The 25,448-nt window shown below is 48.0% G+C and carries 16 protein-coding genes; 8 read left to right on the forward strand and 8 right to left on the reverse strand.

Features of this window, described 5'->3' with window-relative positions:
* Positions 1 to 52: 52 nt before the first annotated feature.
* The 3 genes from ACN0YH_RS19650 to asnB are packed head-to-tail and all read right to left on the reverse strand — an operon-like array spanning position 53 to position 3,907.
* Positions 53 to 1,609 carry a class I adenylate-forming enzyme family protein gene (locus ACN0YH_RS19650; RefSeq protein ID WP_417381286.1) on the reverse strand — a complete coding sequence of 519 codons (1,557 nt, stop codon included), beginning with the start codon at positions 1,607 to 1,609 and terminating at the stop codon, positions 53 to 55.
* Positions 1,610 to 1,627: 18 nt separating this feature from the next.
* On the reverse strand, positions 1,628 to 1,885 hold the full coding sequence (locus ACN0YH_RS19655; RefSeq protein ID WP_417381287.1) for an acyl carrier protein: 258 nt from the start codon (positions 1,883 to 1,885) through the stop codon (positions 1,628 to 1,630).
* A gap of 48 nt (positions 1,886 to 1,933) precedes the next feature.
* Positions 1,934 to 3,907 (reverse strand): asparagine synthase (glutamine-hydrolyzing), encoded by a 1,974-nt coding sequence (gene asnB / locus ACN0YH_RS19660; RefSeq protein ID WP_417381288.1) that lies wholly within the window; start codon positions 3,905 to 3,907, stop codon positions 1,934 to 1,936.
* Between the two features lie 387 nt (positions 3,908 to 4,294).
* Between asnB and ACN0YH_RS19665 the strand changes: the two genes are divergently transcribed.
* Positions 4,295 to 5,848 (forward strand): AAA family ATPase, encoded by a 1,554-nt coding sequence (locus ACN0YH_RS19665; protein WP_417381289.1) that lies wholly within the window; start codon positions 4,295 to 4,297, stop codon positions 5,846 to 5,848.
* A gap of 21 nt (positions 5,849 to 5,869) precedes the next feature.
* On the opposite strand, the gene ACN0YH_RS19670 is transcribed toward ACN0YH_RS19665, so the two are convergent.
* Positions 5,870 to 6,187: a hypothetical protein gene (locus ACN0YH_RS19670; RefSeq protein ID WP_417381290.1), complete on the reverse strand. Its 318-nt coding sequence runs from the start codon at positions 6,185 to 6,187 to the stop codon at positions 5,870 to 5,872.
* Between the two features lie 285 nt (positions 6,188 to 6,472).
* Here ACN0YH_RS19670 and ACN0YH_RS19675 point away from each other — a divergent pair, with 285 nt between their 5' ends.
* Complete coding sequence (locus ACN0YH_RS19675) at positions 6,473 to 7,591, forward strand: lysylphosphatidylglycerol synthase transmembrane domain-containing protein (RefSeq protein WP_417381291.1); 1,119 nt, start codon at positions 6,473 to 6,475, stop codon at positions 7,589 to 7,591.
* Positions 7,592 to 7,627: 36 nt separating this feature from the next.
* On the opposite strand, the gene ACN0YH_RS19680 is transcribed toward ACN0YH_RS19675, so the two are convergent.
* Both ACN0YH_RS19680 and ACN0YH_RS19685 read right to left on the reverse strand, forming a co-directional pair.
* Positions 7,628 to 8,512, reverse strand: coding sequence for a right-handed parallel beta-helix repeat-containing protein (locus ACN0YH_RS19680; protein WP_417381292.1), 885 nt, complete (start codon positions 8,510 to 8,512; stop codon positions 7,628 to 7,630).
* Between the two features lie 132 nt (positions 8,513 to 8,644).
* Positions 8,645 to 9,793 (reverse strand): citrate synthase, encoded by a 1,149-nt coding sequence (locus ACN0YH_RS19685; RefSeq protein WP_417381293.1) that lies wholly within the window; start codon positions 9,791 to 9,793, stop codon positions 8,645 to 8,647.
* A gap of 1,051 nt (positions 9,794 to 10,844) precedes the next feature.
* Between ACN0YH_RS19685 and ACN0YH_RS19690 the strand changes: the two genes are divergently transcribed.
* The 5 genes from ACN0YH_RS19690 (at position 10,845) to ACN0YH_RS19710 (ending at position 22,266) form a co-directional block, all read left to right on the forward strand.
* Positions 10,845 to 12,611 carry a sigma-70 family RNA polymerase sigma factor gene (locus ACN0YH_RS19690; protein ID WP_417381294.1) on the forward strand — a complete coding sequence of 589 codons (1,767 nt, stop codon included), beginning with the start codon at positions 10,845 to 10,847 and terminating at the stop codon, positions 12,609 to 12,611.
* Between the two features lie 228 nt (positions 12,612 to 12,839).
* A complete protein-coding gene (locus tag ACN0YH_RS19695; RefSeq protein ID WP_417381295.1) occupies positions 12,840 to 13,661 on the forward strand; it encodes an enoyl-ACP reductase FabI in 822 nt (273 codons plus the stop codon).
* Positions 13,662 to 14,068: 407 nt separating this feature from the next.
* Entirely contained in the window at positions 14,069 to 14,689 is a 621-nt protein-coding gene (locus ACN0YH_RS19700) for a hypothetical protein (protein WP_417381296.1), read from the forward strand.
* A gap of 4 nt (positions 14,690 to 14,693) precedes the next feature.
* Positions 14,694 to 16,793 carry a flotillin family protein gene (locus ACN0YH_RS19705; RefSeq protein ID WP_417381297.1) on the forward strand — a complete coding sequence of 700 codons (2,100 nt, stop codon included), beginning with the start codon at positions 14,694 to 14,696 and terminating at the stop codon, positions 16,791 to 16,793.
* 142 nt (positions 16,794 to 16,935) lie between these two features.
* Positions 16,936 to 22,266 (forward strand): DNA repair ATPase, encoded by a 5,331-nt coding sequence (locus ACN0YH_RS19710; protein WP_417381298.1) that lies wholly within the window; start codon positions 16,936 to 16,938, stop codon positions 22,264 to 22,266.
* Positions 22,267 to 22,645: 379 nt separating this feature from the next.
* Here the strand turns inward: ACN0YH_RS19710 and ACN0YH_RS19715 are convergent, their stop codons facing one another.
* A complete protein-coding gene (locus tag ACN0YH_RS19715; protein ID WP_417381299.1) occupies positions 22,646 to 22,792 on the reverse strand; it encodes a hypothetical protein in 147 nt (48 codons plus the stop codon).
* A 421-nt stretch (positions 22,793 to 23,213) separates the two neighbouring features.
* On the opposite strand from ACN0YH_RS19715, the gene ACN0YH_RS19720 reads away from it, so the two are divergent.
* Complete coding sequence (locus ACN0YH_RS19720) at positions 23,214 to 23,720, forward strand: hypothetical protein (RefSeq protein WP_417381300.1); 507 nt, start codon at positions 23,214 to 23,216, stop codon at positions 23,718 to 23,720.
* 199 nt (positions 23,721 to 23,919) lie between these two features.
* Here ACN0YH_RS19720 and ACN0YH_RS19725 read toward each other — a convergent pair whose 3' ends face one another.
* Positions 23,920 to 25,020 carry a DSD1 family PLP-dependent enzyme gene (locus tag ACN0YH_RS19725; protein WP_417381301.1) on the reverse strand — a complete coding sequence of 367 codons (1,101 nt, stop codon included), beginning with the start codon at positions 25,018 to 25,020 and terminating at the stop codon, positions 23,920 to 23,922.
* Between the last annotated feature and the right edge of the window lie 428 nt (positions 25,021 to 25,448).

Genomic DNA, 25,448 nt, shown 5'->3' on the forward strand with positions numbered 1-25,448 from the left:
GTTGATCGCGAGAACGCGAATCTGATTTTCTGTGTTGGCATGTAGATCTGTTTCAGGGAAGAATCAACTGTTTCTTATCGACTTTTCCATTGGGAGATTTTGGTAGTTCATCCCGGAATTCAACTTTCTGCGGGACCATGAAATCCTCAAGGTGTTTGCGGCAGTAAGCAATGACTTCTTTTTCTGTGAGTTCCTGTTCGGGCATCACTGTTACAATGGCACGAATGGACTGGCCGAGTATCGGGTCCGGGTCACCCACGATGGCTGCTTCGGAAATCGACGGGTGTGTAAACAGAACATTTTCTACTTCTTTGGGGCTGACTTTCTCACCCCGGCTTTTAATGATGTCATCACGTCGACCGACAAAGTACAGGTAACCCTCGCTGTCCATGCGAAACAGGTCCCCGGTATAGAGATACATTTCGCCTGGCAACTCACCTGGTTTCAGGCGTTCTGCTGTGCGTTCCGGTGCTTCCCAGTAGCCGAGCATGACATTGGCACCTCGGACGACCAGTTCGCCTGTCTGTTCGGCAGGCAGACGGTGTCCTTCATCATCGACGATAAAGACTTCTGAGTCAGGCATGGCAATCCCGACGGAACCGGTTCTGATATCAACCTGGTCCAGCGGGAGGTAGGAAACACGTTTGCATTCTGTCAGACCATACATTGAGAAAATCTGGACGTGTGGCAGACGTTTGCGGAAGGTGAGAATATGTTCGGTTGGTAAGGCGGCTCCCGTGTTTGTAATGTATCGCAGCTTGGAAAAATCGTACTTCGAGAGATCCATCTTGAGCAGGATGGCCGACATGGTAGGTACCAGCGGAAAACCAGTGACCTGCTCATCGATGATTTTCTGTAGTACTGCATGTGGATAGGTAAACGATTTTTCGAGAACCAGAGTCGCTCCTACCCGGAAGGCCATCAGTAACTGATACAGACCGTAATCGAACGAGAGCGGCAGAACATTTAAGATAATGTCGGAGGACTCATTCATCAGGTATGTGGTAATCGAGCGAGCAGCGGAGGTCATGTTCAAGTGGGTAAGCATGACACCCTTAGGGTTTCCAGTCGATCCTGATGTGTAGACCAAGGCAGCCAGGTCGATGCTGATGGTTTTGATGGCAGGTGGTGTCAGCTGATCAGCATAGTCATTCTGCAATTGATCCCAGGACTCAAATCGCAGGAGTTGCCATTCCGTACTTTCAGGCTGATCGCAGCTGGAACCAGTTGCGATGACGGTTTTCAAATGAGGAAGCAAAGCCGCATGTTCGAGGATCAGGTTCTGTTTTTTGTCCGGAATGATCAGGGCCGTGGCTCTGCAGTTATTCAGTACATAGGTCAGTTTATCGATCTTTGTAGTGGGGTTGACCATCACAAAGACACCGCCCGCTTTCAATACTGCAAAGATAGCGACAGTTGCTTCCAGTGAATTATCCAGATGAATTGCGACACGATCACCCCGCTGCAGTCCCCGCTGGAGGAGTGCCTGTGCCAGGCGATTACTTTGTAATTCGAGTTCCTGGTAGGTATAGCGTTCTTTACCAACGATCAAAGCAATTTTGTCGGGATACTCGCGCGCACTGTTTTCTAAAAATGATTGCAGCAACAAGGGCCTGCTCCTCAGTCGTTATGCTAATTCTTTGAGTTTGGATTCAATAAAAGTGATCAGTCGATCGATGGAGTCCAGGTTTTCCGGGATCAGTTCGTCATCATCCACTACGACGGAGAAGTGATCTTCAATATAAGCCACCAGTTCCAGGACGCCTGTCGAGTCGATGATGCCCGTTTCCAGGAACGAATCGTCATTGTGAAGTGACGCGGGATCTTCGCCGAACAGGAAATTTTCCGCGACAAAGTTTCTTACATCATTTTGGATTGTGTTCATTTTCTACCTTTAAAATTCGGTGTTGAGTTAATCTAAAGAGTGTTTCAATCAGGCAGGTGCTGGTGCACTTGCCGCTATATTGTGGTTTGTTGACACGGTTTTCCCATGGATCATCTGTTCGATGAGCAATTGGGTAGAAAGGATTCCCACCAGTGCCATGTTGTCACGGGTACCAATTGCACGCCCCTGTTCAATCTTTTTGACAAGTCGCTGGACTGCTTCTGGCTGGAATAGACCATTTTCCTTGAGTTTCTCGGCGGACAATAAGTGATTCACGTATTCAAAACGGGCCGATTGTTTCTCTGTATCAATAAAGCTGTGCGCATCCGGGGCACGGTAAGGTTGCTTGGGGCGTTTGCGGATACTGTCCGGAATCAGATCCCGCATCGCGTATTTCAGCAGATATTTTTCGTTCAAGCCGTTCATTTTAAATCGCACGGGGATGCGAGAGGCGAACTCCACAACACGATAATCCAGAAACGGGAACCGTCCTTCAATCGAATTGCCCATCGCCATGCGATCTCCCTGTGAGGACAGAATGTAGCCCGGCATCAGATTGATGGATTCCAGGTACTGAGCCTGGCAGAAGGAAGGCCATTCAGAGAACTGACCAGGCAGTTGGCTTTCAAACTCTACCAGTGGATCCTGGTGAGCCAGTTGCTGTTTCACGTCTGCGCTGAAGAACGTTTTCAGTTTCGATGTCAAATCCCAGCGGGGCAGGTGGGAGAAGAACGGGCTGTCGATTTCATCCTGACGGATTTTGAAAAACGCCTTGAGATAGGCGGGAGACTGTGCCTGCAAATTTTTCATGTAGGGGTAGAGTCGCTTCAGGAGGAGTGGTCTGATTGCTGAGTCGGGTTGACGACTCCAGAAGCGGCGGATTTTGGTCTCTTTGAAAAGGTCGTAACCGCCCAGTACTTCATCGGCGCCTTCACCTGTCATTACCACCTTGAAGTGACTGTCTTGAACAAGTTTTGACAGCAGGTACATGGGAGCAGGGGCAGTACGCAGAACCGGTTTTTCAGTGTGTTGAATGACAGTCGGGAAGATGCGGCCGATATCTTCATAGGAACAGCAGACGGTCTGATGATCCGTTCCCAGTTCACGGATCATTTCCTGCTGATAGCTGCTTTCATCGTACTCTTTATCGTTGAAGTTTACCGAAAAAGTATTCAGGGGGGCGTTCGTGTAATTTCGAATGATGGCTGCGGTCACAGAAGAATCGAGTCCACCACTGAGGTAGGCTCCGACGGAGACATCGGCACGTAATCGCAGTTGAGTGGCATTGATCAACAGATCGCGTAGTTCTTCTGCCCAGTCATCGAGTGAGCGGCTGTCTTCATTCGGCTGGTAGTCGAGATGCCAGTATTGCCAGATTTTGACCTGGCCATCTTTCACAATCATCGAGTGTGCCGGAGGCAATTCATTGATGCCTGCAAAAAATGTTCGGGGAGGCAGTGGTGACCAGAACGTAAACAGCTCATTCAAGGCTGTCAGATCCACTTCCCGTTTGACATCAGGCAATGCAAAGAGTGCTTTGACTTCAGAGGCGAAGCTCAGTCGACCTTGAGACTGTGTGTAAACCAGCGGACGAATTCCCATCCGATCACGGGAGAGGAAAACTTCCTGACGTTTACGATCATGAATGGCAAACGCCCATTGCCCGTTAAAGTGCTGGACACACTCCGGCCCATATTCTGCATACATATGCAGGATGACTTCAGTATCGGAATGTGTGCGAAACTCATAGCCTTTGCTTTTGAGTTGAGCGCGTAATTCGATGTGGTTAAAAATCTCGCCGTTAAATGTGACGGTCAGCAGGCCATCGGGGGTCTGCATCGGCTGTAGTCCCCCGGCCAGGTCCACAATGCTTAAACGGCTGTGTGCAAAACCCACAGAGCCACCCGTCGAGATTCCTGAGGCATCGGGTCCCCGATGGTTCAGTGTTTCAATCATGGCCTGTAATTCTGACTGTTTGACCGGGGCCTGGTCAGAGCGAATGATGCCCGCAATTCCACACATAGATGAGCCAGTACGATAAAGAGAAAGATCAAATCGATAACGCGTAAGTAGAGACTCTTACAGAAGGAATCTAGGTCACACGGATATCAAGTCAAACAGGAAGTTATGGAGCGAAGCATTGTTCACAAAAATCAACCGTCCAAATTGCCTTGGGATGCATAATTGCTATGAGTCGCATAATCGGCTTCTGGAATCAAAGAAGTAATTTGACTCTTTGTTTTTGAATACTATGCTTTGCTTGCACATTGCATTTCGGGCTGCATTTTCAAACAGACACATCAGACTCATCTGGAAATCCTGATCTCAGATGATCTTCTTTTAATATATTCAGTGCAGATAATTGATTGCGAACCGAATATGTCAGCGAATGATTCCGAATCTGTAGCAGTGAATTCCAAAGCTGAAAACCATGGCTCAGGAAGATCGAGCCGCACTGCTTCCAATACGGTCAATACGGAAGAACTGCTTGCTTCACTCAGTATGTTGAATCTCACTTCCAAAGAGGATTCCAGCGAGGCGGAGTCAGGGACCGAATCAAAAAGCAGTAAGGTTTCTGCTGACTTACCCCTGACGAAGGGCCTGAGTGAACCCATGCGGGTCCTTGGGAAAGATCAGCATCTCAGCCAGTTATTCAACCGGGTTCAGTCCCTGCTGAAAGGAGACAGCGAAGAGACAGAAGGACAATTTATTCCGCATTGTCCGGAGACCCTGGAAGAGACCGGTTTAACCCAGGATGAAATTGAACGGCTGATTCTGAAGTATTTGCTCGCCAAAGGAACACAGACCGGACGGCAGATCTGCAGTCAGATTAAGCTTCCGTTTGGTATCGTCGATACGATTCTGAAACGAGGTAAGCAGGATCAACTGGTCGCCTTTGGTGGTACCGCCGAGATGGGGGACTACGAGTTTACGATCACGGAGCTGGGACGCGAACGAGCGCGTCGTTATACGCAGGAGTGTACCTATTTTGGTTCTGCTCCGGTGAGCTTCAAGGATTATCTGAAGGCAATGGAATTACAGAGCATTGCCAGGCAGGAAGCCACCGAAGCTGATTTAAAAGCGGCTTTTTCTGATCTGATTATCAACCCGAAGATGCTGGACCGCCTGGGCCCGGCCGTGAATTCGGGCCGCGGTATGTTTTTGTTCGGCGAAGCCGGCAATGGTAAAACCAGTATTGCGGAACGAATCACGAAAGCGTTTGGCTCGACAATCTGGATCCCCCGTTGCCTGGGAATCGACGGAGATATTATTCGAATATTTGATCCCGGGCTGCATGAAGAAGTGATTCAGGAGGATCATTCAGAGGGGTTATTTGATTTGTCAGGGATCGACCCGCGCTGGGTGCAAATTGTACGTCCTACTGTTATTGCCGGTGGTGAGTTGACCATGAAGGAACTGGAAATCACTCAAAATCCGCAAACGAAAATCTGTGAAGCTCCACTACAGCTGAAAAGTAACTGCGGGACATTTGTGATTGACGACTTTGGACGCCAGCGCATGCCTGTCGACGAACTGCTCAACCGCTGGATCGTACCTCTGGAAAAACGGTATGACTTTTTGAATCTGCCCAGCGGTAAGAAAATTCAGGTTCCCTTTGACCAACTGATCATCTTTTCGACAAACCTGGAACCAAAAGATCTAGTGGACGCAGCGTTCCTGCGACGGATTCCCTATAAAATTGAAGCCCTCGATCCTTCCGAAGAAGAATTTCGGGCTCTCTTTGAATTGATGGCGCCGATGATGGGCTTTCAGTTCGACGAACAGGCATTTCAGTATCTGGTCGATACTCATTACAAAGCCGTCAATCGGCCCTTTCGCGCCTGCCAGCCCCGCGACCTGCTCTTGCAGGTCAAGAACTTCTGTGTCTACAAGGAAGTCCCGCGAAAACTGACGCCGGGTGCCTTTGACTTTGCTGTCGAAAACTATTTTTCCGTGATGTAAAATCGGCTCTCTGCTGCCTGATCAGGCGGGCCATTCTGAATCACAGGAATGGCAGCGAAAACCAACGACAGTCGCTGTACCAGGAATCAGACGATCTTTGTGGTTCAATAGACCATCCCGCAGTTCCAGCTTTTCGACAGCCGAGCTGCCACAATCGTTGCATTGCTGATTCAGGAAAATAGTCCGTGCGCGTTTCAGAACCCAGTCTTCCTGCTTGCGGCTGTGTGATTTCTTCACTTTAGCTCGCTGAAACGGCAGAATCGTGGGGGTAGTTTCTTCCAGAGAGACAACAGGCTCAGTCTGGGGTTCATCCGGGTAATAGACTTTTAAAATGCTCATCCATGAGCTCCTTGCGTTCAGTCCCTTGATTAAATATTCCAGTCAATCCGAACGGGAATGTTTCCGGGGGTAGGCTTCGTATCTCTGGTGGAACAGGAAAGGTTCTGTGAAACATACGAAGAGGGAAGCAGGATAAAATTCTCTGATAAAGTTGGCAAGAGGTTTTAACTGAAAGGTACCAATATTGTAAAAAATTCCTGCTGCAAATCGACTGTGGATGTGAAAATAGGAAGAGTTAGAAGTATGGTGATGATATTCAGATAGCAGCTCTTAAAAGAATGCTGTATGATTTTTGCGGATGATTCGTTAATAATCGTTCCACTCCAACACTGGTGGGAGTCTCGAATCACACAGGATACTTCAGGAGTTTTTCTCATCAATAAGTCAAAGTTAATCAAATTACTACTTGGTGTCATTGTCACAATTGCCTGTCTGGTGGCTGCAGTCTGGGGGATTGACTTTGCGCAGATCGCGACGAGTTTCAAACGCGCCAATTACTGGACGCTGCCTTTGATGCTGGGGGCACTGTTTATGTTTTACTGGCTGAAAGCAGTGCGTTGGCAAATGCTGCTGGAACCAATCAGAAAACTGACCGTATCCCAGGTCACGCCGGCAATGATGATCGGCTTTATGGGAAATAACATCCTGCCTGCCCATCTGGGGGAATTTTTGCGTGTTTATGTTTTGAGCCGCCAGTTTCAGATCCCGAAAACAACGGTCCTGTCCACCCTGGTTCTGGAACGGTTATTTGATGTGATTGCAATTCTGTGTTATCTGGGAATCGGGATCTATTTTGCCCCCAATCTCCCGGAAAGATACCATACGGTCAGCCTCGTTGTCGCTTCCGGGATTGTGGTTATGATCACTGCGGTGGCGGCATATATTATCTGGACTGAGGCAGTGATTCGTCTGTTCCGCAGTATTTTCAGCTATCTCCCTTTTCTACCAGAAAAACTGACCCATCTGGTGCTGGAAATGATGCGGGCCGGGGCGCTGGGGATGACATCGTTGAAAAGTAAGCGACTTTGCTTCGGGATCATCTGGACCTCTTTCGCGCAATGGCTTTTCAATGGTCTGAGTATCTATATTGCACTCTGGAGTTTTAATATTCAGGTCTCACCCCTGGCAGCCTTTGTCGTGCTGGGTGTCACTGCGTTCGGGGTCATTGTCCCCTCAACACCTGGTTTTTTTGGAGTGGTTCAGCTTTGCTTTTCCGTGAGCTTAAAGGCGTTCGGCGTTGCGAATGCGGATGCTTTTTCTGCTTCAATTTACTATCAGCTCTCCCAGTATTTTCCCGTTACAATTATTGGTTTGTACTATTCGAACCGGGAAGGTTTAAAATTCAGTGAAGCAGAGCAGGAAGCCGAGAAAGAGCTGGATGAACTGGAGGGGGGGGTAGTATGAAGTTGAGGCTGTCTCAGAAAGCGGTTAATAACATGCTCAGGGAGACAAAGTCGCTTTCTTACCCAGTTTGGTCTGCTTTAGATTTGCCACACCCTGTTCTGTGATCAACAGGTCTTCCAGCCGGTTATGGGTGAGACTTGAATCGATCACTTCCACCTGAGAAGTTCCGTTGACTGCCAGGCCACAGCGCCCGTTCCCGGTGCTGGTGACGTTCTCCAGAATAATATTCTTACAGCGGTCATGAACATTAATGCCATCCACGCGAAAATTTTCAAACGTCACATCCGATATTTGAACTCCCTCTACATCAATCAAGGACAGTCCAACAGACATGCCAGCGAGTGAAAATGCCTCCCTGGGGGGGAGTTGATTTTTCAATTCGCGGTAATAAATTGCGCCTCTATGAACAGCCCAGCTTCCCGGCGGAATTTCAGTCAATTTAACTTCCCCCTCTGCTTCGGGGCGATACTCCGGCAGTGTTTTTCCATCCAGGTAAAGATTGAAGTATCCCTTTCTGAATGGAGTGACCCTCCACAAGCCGTCTTTTAATGGTCTCCAGCCATTCTGTGGAATAGGAATGGCTCCGCTGATGGTCGCTCCATTCCCGAGAATGGTAAACATTTCCTGTCCGAGTCGACTGAAGCGTTTGCCTGAGAGGGTGAACGATTCATGATACGGAATCTCGTTATTGATCAGGATGATTTTGTCACCGGGGCGGGCATATTCCAAGGCTCTTTTGATCGTTTTTACCGGGCCGTTTTTGCCTGAAACAATTTTGGGAGAGATTCCGTTTAAAGCATTGTTTCCTGCCCGATTATCTACATAGATCACACCGCATTCTGCCGATTGCGCCAGGCAAAGCAGAGAAATAAAACAGAGTAACCCGGTCTGGAAATCTACAAAACGAAGCACGTTTCGCATGGTTGGCGGCTTCCTGTCTGATTCAGTGTTTTGAGTGTGTATCTAAGCCAGAGAGAAGTTGTTTCTCTCAGCGGAAAAAACCCCGGTTGAAAACCGGGGTTTGTGAGCTGGATCAATTAAAATCAAATACTGTTAACGTTCGGTTAGCGTAATGACGGGGCGTTCTTCATAACCGATATAGTTTGCTTTGGGGCGGATGATTTTATTCCCGTCCAGTTGTTCCAGGATATGAGCACACCAGCCAGCGATGCGACTGGCAGCAAAGATGCAGGTAAACAGGTCACCCGGGATTCCCATATAATGCTGAAGACTGGCTGAGTAAAAGTCGACGTTGCAGTTACGCTTGATTTCTTCGTAGACGAGTTTTTCCATCTCAATGGACATCTCATACCACTTGGGTTCGCCGGTCTCTTCTCCCAGTCGTCGTGAAAGTTCTTTCAAATGCTTTGCACGCGGATCTTCTACCTGGTAAACCGCATGTCCAAAGCCCATAAATTTGCCTTTGGCTTCGCGGACTTTTTTCACATAAGGGGCAACATTTTCGACGGAACCGATTTCGAAGAGAGTTTTTAGAACTTCTGTGTTCGCACCCCCATGCAGTTTTCCTTTTAGTGCACCGATGGCACCTGTGATGGCGGAATAAATATCAGGCAGAGTCGCGATAATGACACGACCGGTAAACGTACTGGCATTTAATCCATGTTCTGCATGGAGTGTGAGGATGAGATCCATGGCGCGGGTTGCATCTTCACTTGGTTTCTCGCCATTGATCATATACATGAAGTTGCCGGCATGGCACAGTTCGGGATCCGGTTCAACCGGTTCGAGTCCCTGGCGAACGCGGTGAATGGCGGCCACGATGGTCGGAATCTGAGAAATCAGTTTGATCGAGATCTGTAACCGATTCTCAAACGTTTCTATTTCCGCGTTGGGGTCATAAACACCTGCCAGAGATGTGATCGACCTCAGCAGTGCCATTGGAGGGGCTGAGGCAGGGAGTTTTTTCAGGGCATCAATCAGTTCCGGGGGAATACTGCGGTACTGTTTCAGTTCAGCCTGGTAGGCAGCGAGTTGAGTGGCGGTAGGCAGCTCACCGTTTAATAACAGAAAAGATACTTCCTCAAACGTCGCATTCTCTGCCAGATCGTCGATGTTATATCCACGATACAGTAGTTTTCCAATGGTTCCATTTACCAGACAGATAGAACTGTCAGCTGCAATGATCCCTTTTAGCCCTTTGACAGCTTCGCTCGATGTTTTCTCTACGTCTTCTGCGCTCATTTGAACTGGTTCCACTTTCTCAACTACAGCCAATAAATTCCAGTAAGGTTCAGGATCACGCACCAGGGGCTCTGGTGAGACAGTAATCGCCGCCCGACTTTAATTAAACAAACTATGGAAAACTCGTGTGCTCCCAGTATATCAAGCCCTATCATAAGTTCAATCAAGCGAATTTGTTTCCAGCGGTGTCTTCAGGAATCGTCTTAGTTCGACCTCACTTTTCGGAATAACTTCACTATCTGTTCATCACCTGTTTGAAATCAGGGGATTGACTATTCAACCAGGAGTGTGAAAATGTATGTAGAGAATCAGGTTACATGCTGTTTCCGGTAATATACAGCATTTATTATTGAATACTGCGGCGAATTTCAGTTTGGCTGAACTTGAGCCTTTTTTTGATTTCGGATGGTTTTCAGGTAGTGGGGGAGGCTTTTTACCATACGTAAGTTGTTATCTGATAACGTTGCAGAGGTTTTTTAAAATTTTTTAAATCGGCGTTGTGGATTTCCGTAGACGTTACGAAAAGTTGTGGTAGGATGGGGCTATATGAGCTGGAGGCTTATTAGCTTTTTTCAGGTTCTCGGGAGAAGTAAGGATGTCTTGGGAGAGAACCCTCTTGATTAATTTTGTTGGCGAATCGGATGCTCCGACGAAGCGCATCAAAGCGTATTTGAGCAACTTAGTTTTTCAGATGCTCTACGCAGTGCCCAACTTACCTCTAGTGATCAACTTGTGCTTCGGGTCTAGTTTGAGGCTGGCCCTCGGCAGGGGGTACGGTTCTGTAGCACGTGCAAATAACGGCAACGTATTTTGGAGTCTTTTGCGATTATTTCATAGCTCTATCGCTATAGGAATTGGCGTGTGATGAGTAGAGTGACAGTTATAAATATTGAGTCGACATTGTAGAAAAAATTGGAAAAGTATAGTGAAAAGATCAATTCTGACGCCTGCTGATCACACTGTCCTTTTATTCTCATAAACAGAAACGCCGTGGTTACACACGGACGTGTGGCCGTAAAATTTTTGATAATACAAATTAAGGGAGTGACCCGTGCACCGTTTCGATGCAAATCTGAACTCACTATTTCAGGAAGCGGAAAAACAAGGTTTTTTAACATTTCAACAGGTTCATACGTTCCTCCCAGACGAAGGAGGCGATCCCGCGCTGATTGAATATATTGTCGTGGGACTGGAAGAACGGAGCCTTGATCTCATTGATGATCCCAATGCGGATATTGATGATGAAGAAGTAACTGCCGTCGATAAATCAACGAACACCCACTCCGACGTGGCACAGGGGGCCGATGAAGATTCAGATGATGCTGCTTCTTCCATTGTTGAACCGGAAACCTCGCTCTCATCACGTGATCCCATTCGCATGTATTTGAGCCAGATGGGTAATATCCCGCTCTTGAGTCGCTCGCGTGAAATCTTCCTGGCCAAGAAGATTGAAATTACTCGTAAACGATTTCGTCGCACTGTTCTGGAGTCTGATTTCGCACTTAAGATTGCCATCGACACTCTGGAGAAAGTGTTTGCAGGAGAGCTTCCTTTCGAGCGAACTTTACGAACCTCTGATACGGAAGATGCGACTAAAGATCAGATCATGGGGCGGATGCCTTATAACATCGCGACCTTGAAGGCCCTTCTCCAGAAAAACAATGAAGACTTTGAGCTCGTTCAGTCAGGTGAGCTCGGAAAAGTTGAGCAGCGTGAAGTTCAAAAACGGATGGTGATTCGTCGTCAGAAAATGGCAACCCTCTGTGAAGAACTTTGTCTGCGTACACAACGTTTGCAGCCGGTGCTGAAGCGAATTCATCAGATTGCCGGTCGGATGCGGGAAGTGCAGGAACAGCTTGAAGATTATAAGCAACTGCGTCACAAGGCCACCGATCATCGACTGCTGGAACGCGAGTTGTCTGAGTTGACCATTATGGTGGTTGAAACTTCCGAAGACTTTCAGACGCGTTCACGAGAAATCAAACGTCGTTTTGATGACTGGACCGAAGCCAAGCAGCAGCTTTCTGGCGGAAACCTGCGTCTGGTCGTCTCCATTGCAAAAAAATACAGAAATCGCGGTTTAAGCTTTCTGGACCTGATCCAGGAAGGAAATGCCGGCCTGATGCGTGGCGTGGAAAAATATGAATATCGCCGTGGTTATAAGTTTTCGACTTATGCTACCTGGTGGATTCGTCAGGCTATTACCCGCGCCGTCGCCGACCATGCCCGCACCATCCGTATTCCCGTGCACATGTTCCAGAGCATTTCCACTCTGAAAGCACGTAGCGAACAGATTCGCCAGGAAACCGGTCGTGAACCGACCATGGAAGAACTGGCAGATTCCGTTGGTCTTGGTGTGGAAGAGACCGAACGGATCATGAAGACCTGGAAACATCCCATCAGTCTGGATACGCCAGTCGGGGAAAGCGAAGACAGCAGCTTCGGTGATTTCCTGGAAGACGGACATGAATCCTCTCCCGCAGACGCTGCGATGCGGGAAATGCTCAAGGATAAGATTGAGCATGTTCTCAAAAGCCTGACGTACCGTGAACGTGAAATTATCCGACTGCGATATGGCCTGGGTGACGGTTACAGCTATACACTGGAAGAAACCGGTCGTATCTTCAAGGTGACCCGCGAGCGAATTCGTCAGATCGAATCCAAGGCGCTGCGAAAATTACAGCACCAGACCCGCAGTGCGCACCTGCGAGGATTTGTCGACGCCATCTTCCCGAATAAGGAAGATGAAGAGAATGAAGGTGAAGAGGGCGTACAATCAGACCAGGAGTCTTCCACCATGGTGGGGGCGCTTGAGTAAACTCTCAATATATTACCATCCCTGTACGAGATTTAAGGCGGTTTGCTGTTTTCACGAACAACAAGCCGCCTTTGGCTTTTCTATTTCGCTCAATTCGAATAGTTTATACGCATCTGGAGCGAGTATAACAGAACGATGGGTGCGATGGTTTAGTGGAATGCACCTTGGATTGAAGGTTCCGGTAACTTCAATCTTCCTGGATTTCATCATATTTACGGAGTAATACACATGGGTCTTTTTGAAGGCAAAAAAGGTCTGGTTTTGGGCATCGCGAATGACCATTCAATTGCATGGGCCATCACAGAAAAGCTTTATGACGAAGGCGCCGAAATTGCTTTCACACACCTTCCTGATAAGGATCCCGAGCGTCCGCGCATGGAACGACGGTTGCGAAAGCTGGTCGAGCCAAAGGGCGCCAAGATCATGATTCCCTGTGATGTGACCAAGGACGAAGACCTGGATAAGGTTTTTGCAACCGTCAAAGAAGAGTATGGTGAAATCGATTTCGTGTTGCACTCGATCGCCTATGCCCCGATGGATGACCTGAAAGGTCCTGTTTACAATGTAAGCCGCGATGGCTTCAAGCTTTCTATGGAAATCAGTGTCTACAGCCTATTGGCAGTCGCCAATCGCGCCAAAGACATTTTGAAGCCAGGTGGCAGTATTCTGACTCTGAGTTATCTCGGCGGAGAAAAAGTGATTCCCGGTTACAATGTCATGGGAATCTGCAAGTCGGCTCTGGAGAACTCGGTGATGTACCTGGCAAACGAACTGGGGCCACAGGGCATCCGCGTCAACAGCCTGAGTGCCGGTCCGTTGAAGACACTCAGTTCCTCGGCTGTCGGCGAATTCGACCTGATGATGAAACTGTATCAGACAATGTCACCACTCCGCAAAAACATCACGCCGGACGATGTTGGCAAGGCTGGTATGTACCTGCTCAGCGATCTGTCCAGTGGAGTCTCCGGCGAGAATCATCACGTGGATTCCGGCTATCATGTGATGGCTGCCCCGCCAATTGAACTGCAGCAGGAGCAGGCACAGTCTTAACAGCGGTCGTAAGCCATCTCTTTAAATCAAGCCATCTGTTGAACATAATCGTTACAACAGGTGGCTTTTTTCACGTCTTCACTTCCAGAATTACCAGCCAGCCTTAATTCAAATCTTGAGAAAATATTACCGTACTGGGATAAATATCCCGTTTTGCTCATTCAATTGCCTCACATTGGATGCTCTCTGCACAACTCCCTTTTTGCTAACGATTACGATATCGGGAAAAAATCTGCCGGTTTCACAGGTTTTCTTGATCCTGTGTACCAAATTTACGTTCTTCCAGCTGCAAGTTTCTTTTTAAGGTTCATACTTGGTGAACCATACACGTTGAATTGTTTAACCGCAGCTTGAGTAACTCGTAACCTCTCAGTTTTTTCCATCACCCCGGAATCCGGGAGTATTCGGTGCCTGAAATTATCAAAGCGAGTCTGGAATGGCCCACACTGCCGGTAACCATCCTGTTGGGGATTTGCCTGCTGTACTGGATCAGTGTCATTCTGGGATTTATGGAATTAGATCTTTTAGATTTTGACCTGGATTTTGAAATAGGCACAGATGGTCCCTCTTTTCTCGATTTCGGGTTTATCGGACTGCGGTTTTTGAATATCGGTGAAGTACCGGTAATGCTGTGGTTAAGCATTTTTTCACTTACTATGTGGATGCTTTCCATCAATTTTGATGCCGGTGTCAAAATCAATTCCGCGCTGGATTATCTGCCATTAGCGATCAGAAATATTGGAATCAGTCTGGTGGTGACCAAGCTGATTACTCAGCCCTTTAAAGGATACTTTCAGTTCACTCCTCCCAATCAAATTGAGACCTTACTGGGAAAATCGTGTGTTGTGACCAGCACTACGGTGACGGACCGCTTCGGCCAGGGCGAACTGAAAACAGAGGGAGCACCATTGAAGCTGCATATTCGTGCGGAAGACGAAACGATCCAGAAGGGAGATCTGGTTCGCCTCGCAGACTATAACTCGGAAAAACAGGTTTTTTACGTCGTAAAAATTAGCCAGGAGTCATAAGATCATGTCCATTTCGGCGTTTCAATTTCCCGCAGCGTTTGTGTTGGGGGTCGACTTTCTCAGTGAATCCGTGGTTGTCGCGGGGCTCTTCATCGGAGTATTTGTGATCGGGTTCGCAGTTGCGGTCTCCCGCTTTTATCGCAAAGTGGGGCCGGAAGAAGCCCTGGTAAGAACGGGTGTGGGTAATTTAAAGGTGGCCAATGGAGAAGGGATCTTTGTGATCCCGGTTCTGCATCGAGCCGATCAGATGGACCTTTCGGTCAAACGAATTGAAATTGCCCGCAAAGGGGAGGTTGGTTTAATATGCCGCGATAATATCCGCGCGGACATCGAAGTGGCCTTTTTTGTTCGCGTCAATAATACAGCGAGCGATATTCGCAATGTTGCCCAGTCACTGGGTTGTAAAAGAGCATCCAGCCGCGATGCGCTGATTGAGTTATTCGACGCGAAGTTCTCTGAAGCCTTGAAAACCGTTGGTAAACATTTCGATTTCGTCGAACTCTATAATGAACGGGACAAGTTCAAGGAAGAAATTCTGAAGATCATCGGGACAGACTTGAACGGCTATGTGCTGGATGACTGTGCCATTGACTATCTGGAACAGACGCCTCTGGAAAAATTGAGTCCGACCAACATTCTCGACGCCGAGGGGATCAAGAAGATCACCGATCTGACAGCCCGCGAGCATGTGTTGTCTAATAACATCACAAGAGAAAAAGAAAAGACCATCAAGAAACAGGACGTGGAGGCCCAGGAAACGATTCTGGAACTCGAACGCCAGCGTGTCGAAGCGGTCGAGAAGCAGACGCGTGAGATCGCCTCGTTAACGGCCCGTGAGCATGCAGAAGCACGGCGTGTGGAACATGAAGAACGGTTGAAAGCCGAATCGGCCCGCATCCGTACCGATGAAGAGCTGGCCATCGCGGAAGAGAATAAGCTGCGCCAGGTCATTGTTGCCGAAAAGAGCAAACAACGTACGGAAGCAGTTGAAAATGAACGGGTCGAAAAAGATCGACTACTTGAAGTTACCGAGCGTTCCCGCGTTGTCGGATTGGCTGAGATTGACAAAGACAAAGCCATCGAAGTGGAAAAACGCAATATCCAGGAAGTGATTCGGGAACGCGTGATCGTGGAACGTGCAGTTGTCGAAGAACAGGAACGCATCAAGGACACTGAAGAATTCGCCGGAGCAGACCGTCTAAAGAAGGTCGCAGTGACCAAAGCGGAAATGCATGCCGAAGAACACATGGTCAAAGAAGTCAAAGCCGCAGAAGCACAGAAGAAATCATCGGAACTGCTGGCTGAAAAAATTGTGATTGAAGCCGAGGCAGACAAAACCGCGACCGAAAAGAAATCGGATGCCATCAAAGTCATGGCGGAAGCCAAGACAGCCGATGGGGCGGCCATTGGTCTGGCAGATGCCCAGGTGATGATTGCCAAGGCCACCGCGACCGAGAAAACAGGTCAAGCCGAAGCCCATGTCATGATTGCCAAAGCGGAAGCCACCGAAAAGACCGGAACGGCAGAAGCCAACGTCATGAAGCTCAAGTACAGCTCGGAAGCGACTGGTATTGTAGACAAAGCCAAGGCAATGAAACTCTTCGATGGTGTCGGTCGAGATCACGAAGAATTCAAAATCCGTCTCAACAAAGACAAGGAAATCGAACTGGCAGCCATCGCTGCTCAACAGGAAATTGCCGAGGCTCAGGCTGGTATCGTGGGTGAAGCGTTGAAATCAGCCCGCATCGATATCGTGGGTGGCGAAACGACATTCTTCGATAAGATTGTGGATTCGATAAAGAGCGGGAAATCGATCGACCGTTTCGTCCATAACAGTGAAACACTGACGGACATTAAGAATACGTTCTTTAACGGCAACCCCGACTACTTTGAAGATCAACTCCAGACCTTTATTTCCCGATTTGGTATGTCCTTTGAAGACGTCAAGAACCTTTCAATTGCTGCTTTGATTTCCCAGATGCTGGTACAGGCAGAAGGGGAAGAGGATCGGTCAACTCTGAACCGTCTGCTCGCGACAGTGAAAAACCTCGGGATTGCAGATAAAAAAGTGTCATCCTTCCTGAAAGCCAAGGTCGGGAAATAATCGCTTCACATTCTGCATCAGAAGCGTTGTTCAGCCGGCAGTCTCTCCTGGAGATAACTTTTCTGGAGAGATCGCCGATTGAAGTTGGTTCTTTCGTCTGCAAAAATAATCTGTAAAGAAGTTTCCCGGGAAATAGATTTCAATGGCCGATTTGAAAAATGATTCAGAAGAGACTGCAGAGGGGAATGCAGATGTCATTTCCCTGGAGAGCAGTACCTACGAAATTATTCAAAATCGACTGAAAGGTCATGGGAAAGAACTGCAGGCCCGCCTGGGAAAGCTGAACGAACTTCGTAAAGACGTTTTTGGTTCGATCGAAACCAGTTTAATTGGCAGTGATCGGATTACAACCGAGCATAACTGTGTTCCCCGCGATATGCTGGCTGTCGGGAATTGTTTCCTGTTTGGCTATAACGTCCATTTTGGTCTAAAGACCGAGATTAATCTGAGTGATGTATTTGCCGTCTATGAATTCAAAGAGGGCACCTATCATGCTCTACCTCTTGATCTGATTCGAGACGCCGCATTCGAAAAAGATTTTAAAGACATCTACCGCTATTATAAAAAGGCAACTTTCGCAAAGTTTTTCGCGAAAGGGCCTTTTTTATATATGCTGTTCAAGGTGGGGGATGGCCCGAAGGATTTTAAATCTTTCAAATGGGCCTTCCAGAGCGATCAACTTGTCTATGTTGATAACCGCAGTGATCACGAAGTTCAGTATCCCGCGCAGCAGGAATTTGAATGGACGCGGACCCACCGTGATCTGCATTATGCGGGCCTGCATCCTCATATCTCGATCGACGATCGATTGTTTGTCGAAACCGTGGGCGGCGATCTGACCATCAAGGTTGAGAACAATACCGAATCCGGTGCAGGCATCTATTCTGAACCGGTCGACGATCCGGACCAGATTCTGGATGACGCGGAAATCTTTTATGCCCTCATCGGTTCTCTGATTCTATTAAAAATAAAACCCTATAAAGAAACAAAGTACCGCTACTTCATTTACAACGAAAAACTTCAGAAAGCACAACGGCTTGATTCCATTCAAGATGCCTGCATCCTGCTTCCCGATGATCATGGACTCGTATTTTCGAATGGTTATTATCTACAGAATGGCGATTCGAAAACATTCGAAACCGATCTGCAGGATATGCTTTACCAGGAGCGGATCTCATCTCCCAATGGCGAAGACTATCTCTATGTGTTTTACCAGCCCGAGCAGGGGGCTTATGTTCTGTTGCAGTATAATCTGATTGAACAGAAGCTAGACACGCCTATGATTTGCCATGGGTTTACCCGGTTCGAGGGGGGAGAGCTCATCTGTTTTTCGGGTCAGGATGAACCGCAGAAACATCATACGCTGCAGCTCTGGAAGACACCCTATATCAGCGATTCCTTTCAGGTTCCCCATAAACAGGATTCTTACCTTAATAAGATCGGGAATAAAGATATCGTGCGTGGCATGGCGGAATGTCACGAGTTGCTGGGCTTGATCAACCGCAAAGATGCTTATGAAAATCTGTATGTAGATCTGGTAAAAGTCACCGGTGATGTTCTTGATTCCTATTTCTGGATCAATCAGGAAGATACATTTGCGCTGGGTGAGGTCGTACTCGAAATCAAACGAGCAGCAGAAGCTGCTGTCACCGAGTACGAAAAAGTACTGCAACTGCGACAGAATACGAAACAGAAAACGTCTGAAGTTGAAAAACTTACCAGACAGACTTTAACCGACATTGACCATCGTCGCTTTGACAAGATTGATGACTTCGTGCAAAGTCTGGCCAGTTTGCGGAGCCTGCGAGGCGATGTGATCTCACTGCGTGATTTGCGGTATGTTGATCACAGTCTGGTCGATCAACTGGAAAAAAACGTCAGCGAAAAAAAAGAAAAACTAGCGACGCGATGCGTTTCCTTTTTGATGCGGGAAGACGCCCTGAAACCGTATGCAGATCGAATTGTGGCTGCGACCGGACAGATCGAGACTGTCGAGAAAGTTGCCGACGCGCGAAAGGTTGAGGAAGAGATCGAAGCCAGTTCGAAAGAGCTGGAAATGCTGATTGAGATTGTCAGTAATCTGAAAGTGGAAGATACCACCCAGCGCACTGCGATCATTGATAATATCTCAACGAATTTTTCTAAAATCAACCAGTCCCGGGCTGCCCTCAAACGTCGCATTAAAGAGCTGATGTCGGTCGAAGGGGTGGCTGAGTTCAATGCGCAGATGAAGCTGCTGAACCAGGGCGTGGTGAATTATCTTGATGTTTGTGACTCTCCTGAAAAATGTGATGACTTCCTTACCAAACTGATGATTCAGGTAGAGGAACTGGAAGGTCGTTTCGCTGAGTTCGATGAATTTGTTGAACAGCTGACTGAAAAACGGGAAGAAATTTACGCTGCTTTTGAATCACGTAAACTGGCCATAGTAGAAAGTCGTAACAAGCGGGCCAATTCGCTGGCAAAATCAGCCGACCGTATTCTGACAGGCATTCGCAGTCGCGCTGAGCAACTGAAGACAATCAATGAGATTAACGGTTATTTTGCCTCGGACCTGATGATTGACAAGGTTCGAGATATCGTACGCCAACTGGGTGAACTGCAGGATACCGTCAAAGTGGACGATATTCAGGGCCGCCTGAAAAGTGTTCGCGAAGATACCGTCCGGCAGTTGAAAGACAAGCAGGAACTGTTTGTCGATGGCGAAAATATAATCAAGCTGGGGAACCGACAATTTACGGTCAATCGCCAGGCTCTCGATTTAACGACAGTCTTTCGTGATGACAGCCTGCAGTTGCATTTGACGGGCACGAATTTCTTTGAAGAGATCGAAGATGAACGACTGCTGGCGACCAGGGAAGTCTGGGGGCAGGAAGTCGTCTCAGAGAATCGAGATGTCTACCGGGTTGAATATTTAACATATTGTCTGCTGAACTCGGTAGAATCTGATCCTGATCAGTCTCTTGTCTCACTGACAAAAAAAACAGACGAAGAACTTCTGGAGTACATTCAGAAGTTCATGGGACCACGTTACAGTGAAGGATATATTAAAGGGGTCCACGATCAGGATGCGTTACTGCTCTTGAAATCACTCTTGAAAATTAAGCCGGCTTTAGGGCTCCTCCGTTATCAGTCCAGCGCCAGGGCACTGGCCGGTTTGTACTGGAACTACTTTTGTGATCCTGCAACCAAAACGCTGTTTGAGACCAAGTTAACCGGTTTTGGCAGTGTGATGCAGGTCTTTCCTCGCACGGGTCAGCAGCAGCATTACATTAACGAACTCAGGCAGCAGCTTTCCCCGTTTGTTTTGCAGATTTCCTGTCTCGATCAGGCACTGGTCAGCGAAGCCGCTGAGTACCTGTTTCAGGAACTGGTGCATGGCTCTACTTTTGTCATCAGTAAAAGAGCCGCCGATCTGTATCAGGAATTCGAAAAACATTTGAAACACAACAACGCAGCCAAACAATTTAAAGACAGCCTGGCGGCCACGAATGACAATTCGGTGAACTGGTTTCTTTTGGCGCGTGACTGGGTGCAGGCCTATCTGGATTATCTTGATTCGGAAGAAGATTTCGATTTTCTGGACGAAGTGGCCTTGCTGCTGTTGAATGAAAAACTGGATCGGAGCCGGCTGATTGACGCGACTGTGACCCAGCAGATTCCAGGTCTGTCAGGATCACATCTGCGAATTCAGAATGGTGAATATCATTTGCACTATAATCGCTATATGAAGCGATTGACTGAGTTCCAATCAGTGAATGTACCACGGTTTGAATCGTATTTATCTCTCAAGAAAGAGATCGTCGACCGGTCGCGTAGTGCCATGCGGCTCGATGAATTCCGCCCCAGAGTGCTGACTTCGTTTGTCCGTAATCGACTGCTGGATGAAGTCTATCTGCCCGTCATTGGAGATAACCTGGCTAAGCAGATGGGGGAAGCAGGCGAGAATAAACGAACCGACCGGATGGGCCTCTTGATGCTGGTCTCACCTCCTGGTTACGGCAAAACCACTTTGATGGAATACATTGCCAATCGTTTGGGCATTATCTTCATGAAGATCAACGGGCCCGCACTCGGGCATCAGGTGACTTCACTCGATCCGGCTGCGGCTCCCAATGCCGGCGCGCGGGAAGAGGTCAAGAAGCTAAACCTGTCGCTGGAGATGGGCGATAACGTGATGATCTATCTGGATGACATTCAGCACTGTAATCCAGAATTCCTGCAGAAGTTTATTTCACTCTGTGATGCCCAGCGAAAAATTGAAGGTGTCTATCAAGGAGAGACCCGTACCTACGATTTACGCGGACGCAAAGTTGCCGTTGTGATGGCGGGCAATCCCTATACAGAAAGTGGAGAAAAGTTTCAGATCCCGGACATGCTCTCCAACCGTGCTGACATCTATAACCTGGGTGAAGTGATTGGCGAACATGCGGATGCGTTCGAAATGAGTTACCTGGAGAACTGCATTACATCGAATCCCGTGCTCAATCAACTCTCCTCACGAAGTCAGAAAGACATCTACACGATTATTCAGATGGCCCAGGATGGGGCCGGTGAACGGGGCGATCTGGAAGGAAACTTCTCGGTGGAAGAACTCAACGAGATGGTTTCCACTATGAAGAAGCTCATCCGAGTGCGTGATGTGATCTTGAGTGTCAACCGAGAATATATCCGCTCGGCTGCCCAGTCGGATGATTACCGTACGGAACCGGCGTTCAAGCTCCAGGGGTCGTACCGTAATATGAACCGCATTGCCGAAAAAGTGTTTTCGGTGATGAATGATAAAGAGCTGGAAACATTGATTGTTTCCAACTATGAAAATGATGTTCAGACCTTAACTTCAGATGCGGAAGCCAACCTGCTGAAGTTCAAGGAACTGATGGGCATCTTATCCGAGGCCGAGCTGGAACGCTGGAATGCGATCAAAAAGTCATTCCGGAAAAATCAGCAGCTTAAAAGTGTCGGCGGTGAGGACCGCATGGCCCAGGCGATTCTGCAACTGAGTAATGTCGGTGAAGGTCTGCAGGATATTCGCGAAAGTATGAATGCCGGTATTGGACGGCTGACTGCAGAGAAGGAATCAAACCTGGATCAGTACGCTCGTGAATTTGCGGAACGATTCCAGCATCTCGCTGAAAGCCTGCATGCGATTCAGGCTGCTTTAACAACCGGAACAAAGGATGTGACTTCCCTGTTCGAGCAGTCTGTCAAAACGCGATCAGCACAGCCTGGGACTGCCCAGGAGAGCACGTCACCCACTTCAACGCCCGATGACAGAATCACGGTCGTGAATAAAATTCCACGTTCTCTACTAAACGTTCTCGAAACACAATTCGATCTGATGCAGGGCTGGATGCAGCCTCTCGTCACCTCTTCCCATGCGAACCAGGCCGAGTTCAAAGAGCTGAAGGAACTGGTGGAACGCTGCCTTAAAGATTACAACGCGCTGATCAATCGCGTGGATGACGAGTAGGATTTATTTCTGCTCTCTTGGGCAACCCACGGTCCATGCTTGAAATCCGTCTGTTTGTATCTTCTGCTTCTCAGTGCTTGAAATGGGGGTATTGTGTGTATCTCTTCAGTCATGGTGTTCGATTGTGCTGATCGGACTTTGTGCACAATCTCTATTGGTAAAGAGGCGATGTCTATTGTTTCTTTTAATTTCACCTAAAAGGGCTATGCCAACTCGTGGAGCGGTTCGCCAAAGGGGAGTGCGTTAATCAGGCGTCCTGAATAATCCAGATAATGCTTGTCTGTATCAATTCCCAGGTGCTGACAGACTCTAGATCGCATCACATTTAAGTATAGCGTCTCTCAATCTAATATTCTCGGGGCAAACAGCCCTGGAGACGCTACAGTAAAACTAGACACAGTCTAGCGAGCCCATCCTGTGGCGTTTTCCGATTATCTTTCGGGAACGCGCCTTTCGAGTCAGATGAGCCCACCACGCGGCCTCCCTTGACCGGTCCCCCTGCAATCGCGGCGTTGACTACATTCATAAAATGGTCGCGGCCTGTATTTTAAGTGACGCAGGGGGCGTCTTACAAAAGCTCTGAGTGTACCAGGCTGGTGAGCCCTGAACCACCCGTTTTCAAAAGGTCGCGTGGCTTGAAGCTCAGTGTCTTCTACGATTCTGAGTATGCACTTTGATTTCAGATTCGGTCCATGCTGCAATTCACCCTTAATTTAAAATCAGTGCAGCAACTTTATAGGCAGCGAAAATAATGAAAGCCAGGAGCAGTGAAAATAATCTCGGCTGGTGTTGAACCTATATCAGAATGATGTGGTATGAAATCATTCACTAAGAAATACATGTAAATAATTTTATGTTGTTGACTTGGTAATGTGCTATATGTACTTAAGATACATATATACAACTGCGACTTTTCTGGAAATGATTCTGCTTTTGAGGAGAGGGAAATGTTGGATTCGTCAATGCTGGTATTAGGGGCTTCCAATCCTCTGGCGGTTTTGCTTTGTTTGCTTGTGGTTGTACTCCCGATCAGTTTGCTGATTGGAGCGGTCATTCTGCGTGCTTCAGTCAGTTTATTCAACAAGTTTGCCGGCTTTGAAGAAGACAGTTACTACAGAGTGCCAGAGCCGACTATGTTACATGCGATGGGAATGCTTTTATTGATAACAATTGCTAACGGCATCGTTGGCTTCATGTTTGGAGCGATTGCCGGCACATCAGGTCTGGTTCAGGTCGGGCCACAAGGAGTCGATCCTGCTGGAAAATTGCTTTTAAATCTGGTTACGCTGCCGATTTCTTTTATGATTTTCTCGGCTATTCTTTCCTCAATGCTACCTACGACTTTCAAGCGAGCGATGGGGGTTGTGCTTTGTCAGTATCTGATTGCGTTCGCTTTGGCAATTGTGATTGGTTTCATAGTTTTTCTAGTGGTTTTTGCAATGAATGCGGCTTAATTAATGTGCTCATATTACTTTTGGACACACCAGATTTACTGTCGTTCGGCTTGCTTTTGCAGAGATGCAGAAATCTGGTGTTCTGAATGGAAATTCAGGGTGATTTCAGGGGCATGAACTCTACGTGGAAGCATGATGTTGCGCAACTGTATCTGCGCAACATCATGGAGGTTCACTGCAATCCAGGCAGGGGGTTTGTTTACTGTATCTTGCCGCGTCCTTGGATCGGCCAGACAACTTCCAGGCGATCGTTACGGAAGCCATAGAAGTTCTCGTGCAAGATCGTGGTGAAGTCGGCGTAGCCGGGGATCAGTTCGATTTTATCGCCAATCTTGAGATCCTGTGATTCCGGTCCCAGAGTAACGGCACAGTGTTCGGCACTGAGGGCGGTAACTTCAGCATCAGGCCAGGCTTTGACCAGGGGGAGCTGGAAATCGGGATGCATGGTTTTCCGGCCGCAGTCGAGTACCATACGGCCTTTTTCAGGGCGGCTGACGACTGTAGCGAGCACACTCAGGGAGTAATCGAGGCCCGTGAGCCCACATTTATTGACATACATCGGGTCTGCGAAGATGCCTCCCCCCGCCTGCAACTCTGTAATGCCTTCGCAGTTGGATGTGATCTGATAGGAACCAGTTCCACCAGCGCTGACGATTTCACAGGGAATGCCTTTGGCTTCGATAGTCGTCTTACAGCCTACAAGGGTCCGCATGGCTTCGATAATCTTCTCTTCTTTCTCTGCCTGATCCTGAATCTGCAGCAGGTGTCCTTCGTAGCCCATGATGCCAGCGAGTTCGACGCCTTCCAGTTTGTCGATGGCCATCGCGAGGTCCAAAGTATCCTGTCCCGGTCGGGATCCGACACGGTTCAGTCCAATATTCACTTCGGGCATCATGCGACAGGTCACTCCGGCTTCCTTGCACATCTGGGCCAGTGGTTCGATCTGGGCAAAATGATCGCAGGCAATAATCGGGCGTGCGTGACGGCAGAGGGAAACGACACGTTCCCATTTCGTTTTGCCGACAATCATATTCGCGATCAGGATGTCTTTGACGCCTGCTGCCGCCATGACTTCGGCTTCAGAGACTTTCGCACAGGTGACACCGATGGCACCGGCTTCGATTTGAGCCAGGGCAATGGCGGGAGTTTTGTGGCATTTTTCGTGAGGCCGCCAGGTCTTGCCGCGGCTGAGAATATACTCAGACATCTTCTGCATATTTGCTTCCATAATATCCAGGTCGATGCAGAGAATCGGGGTATCAAGATCGAATTTATGAGATCCAATAACTGACTGAGACATGAAACTTCCTAAAATCCAAAAGGTCGATGAACGCAGCAAAGTCGAAGTTTAGATACTACCGAAAACGTTTCGAAATGGCATTCCCACAGAGAGTTTTCTTGAATTGAAACAATATTCGAAAAACTTTTCCCACTGCGTTGACAGTTCCGGAAATCCTCGATAAACTCCGCGTCCCCATTGAAGTTCCTGCTCTTGTTTGTCGATGAAAAATGGACACTTAAGAGCTGACAGCTGAGATGGTTGATCTTTGACAAAATGGTTGGTGGCCCCAAATTTTAAGAGTGGAAGCCGATATATTCTGGAAGTGATTCTTTCGAGAATTGTGGAAGGGATGTATTCAGGTAACTAAATTTATTGAGCCAATCTGTAGCGCATCAGGCAGGCGACCTGTCGGATGTTGATTGGCGTCAAACTCTATTTTGTTTTTA

The sequence above is a fragment of the Gimesia sp. genome (assembly GCF_048262075.1).
In the GTDB taxonomy this organism is placed as follows: Bacteria; Planctomycetota; Planctomycetia; order Planctomycetales; family Planctomycetaceae; genus Gimesia.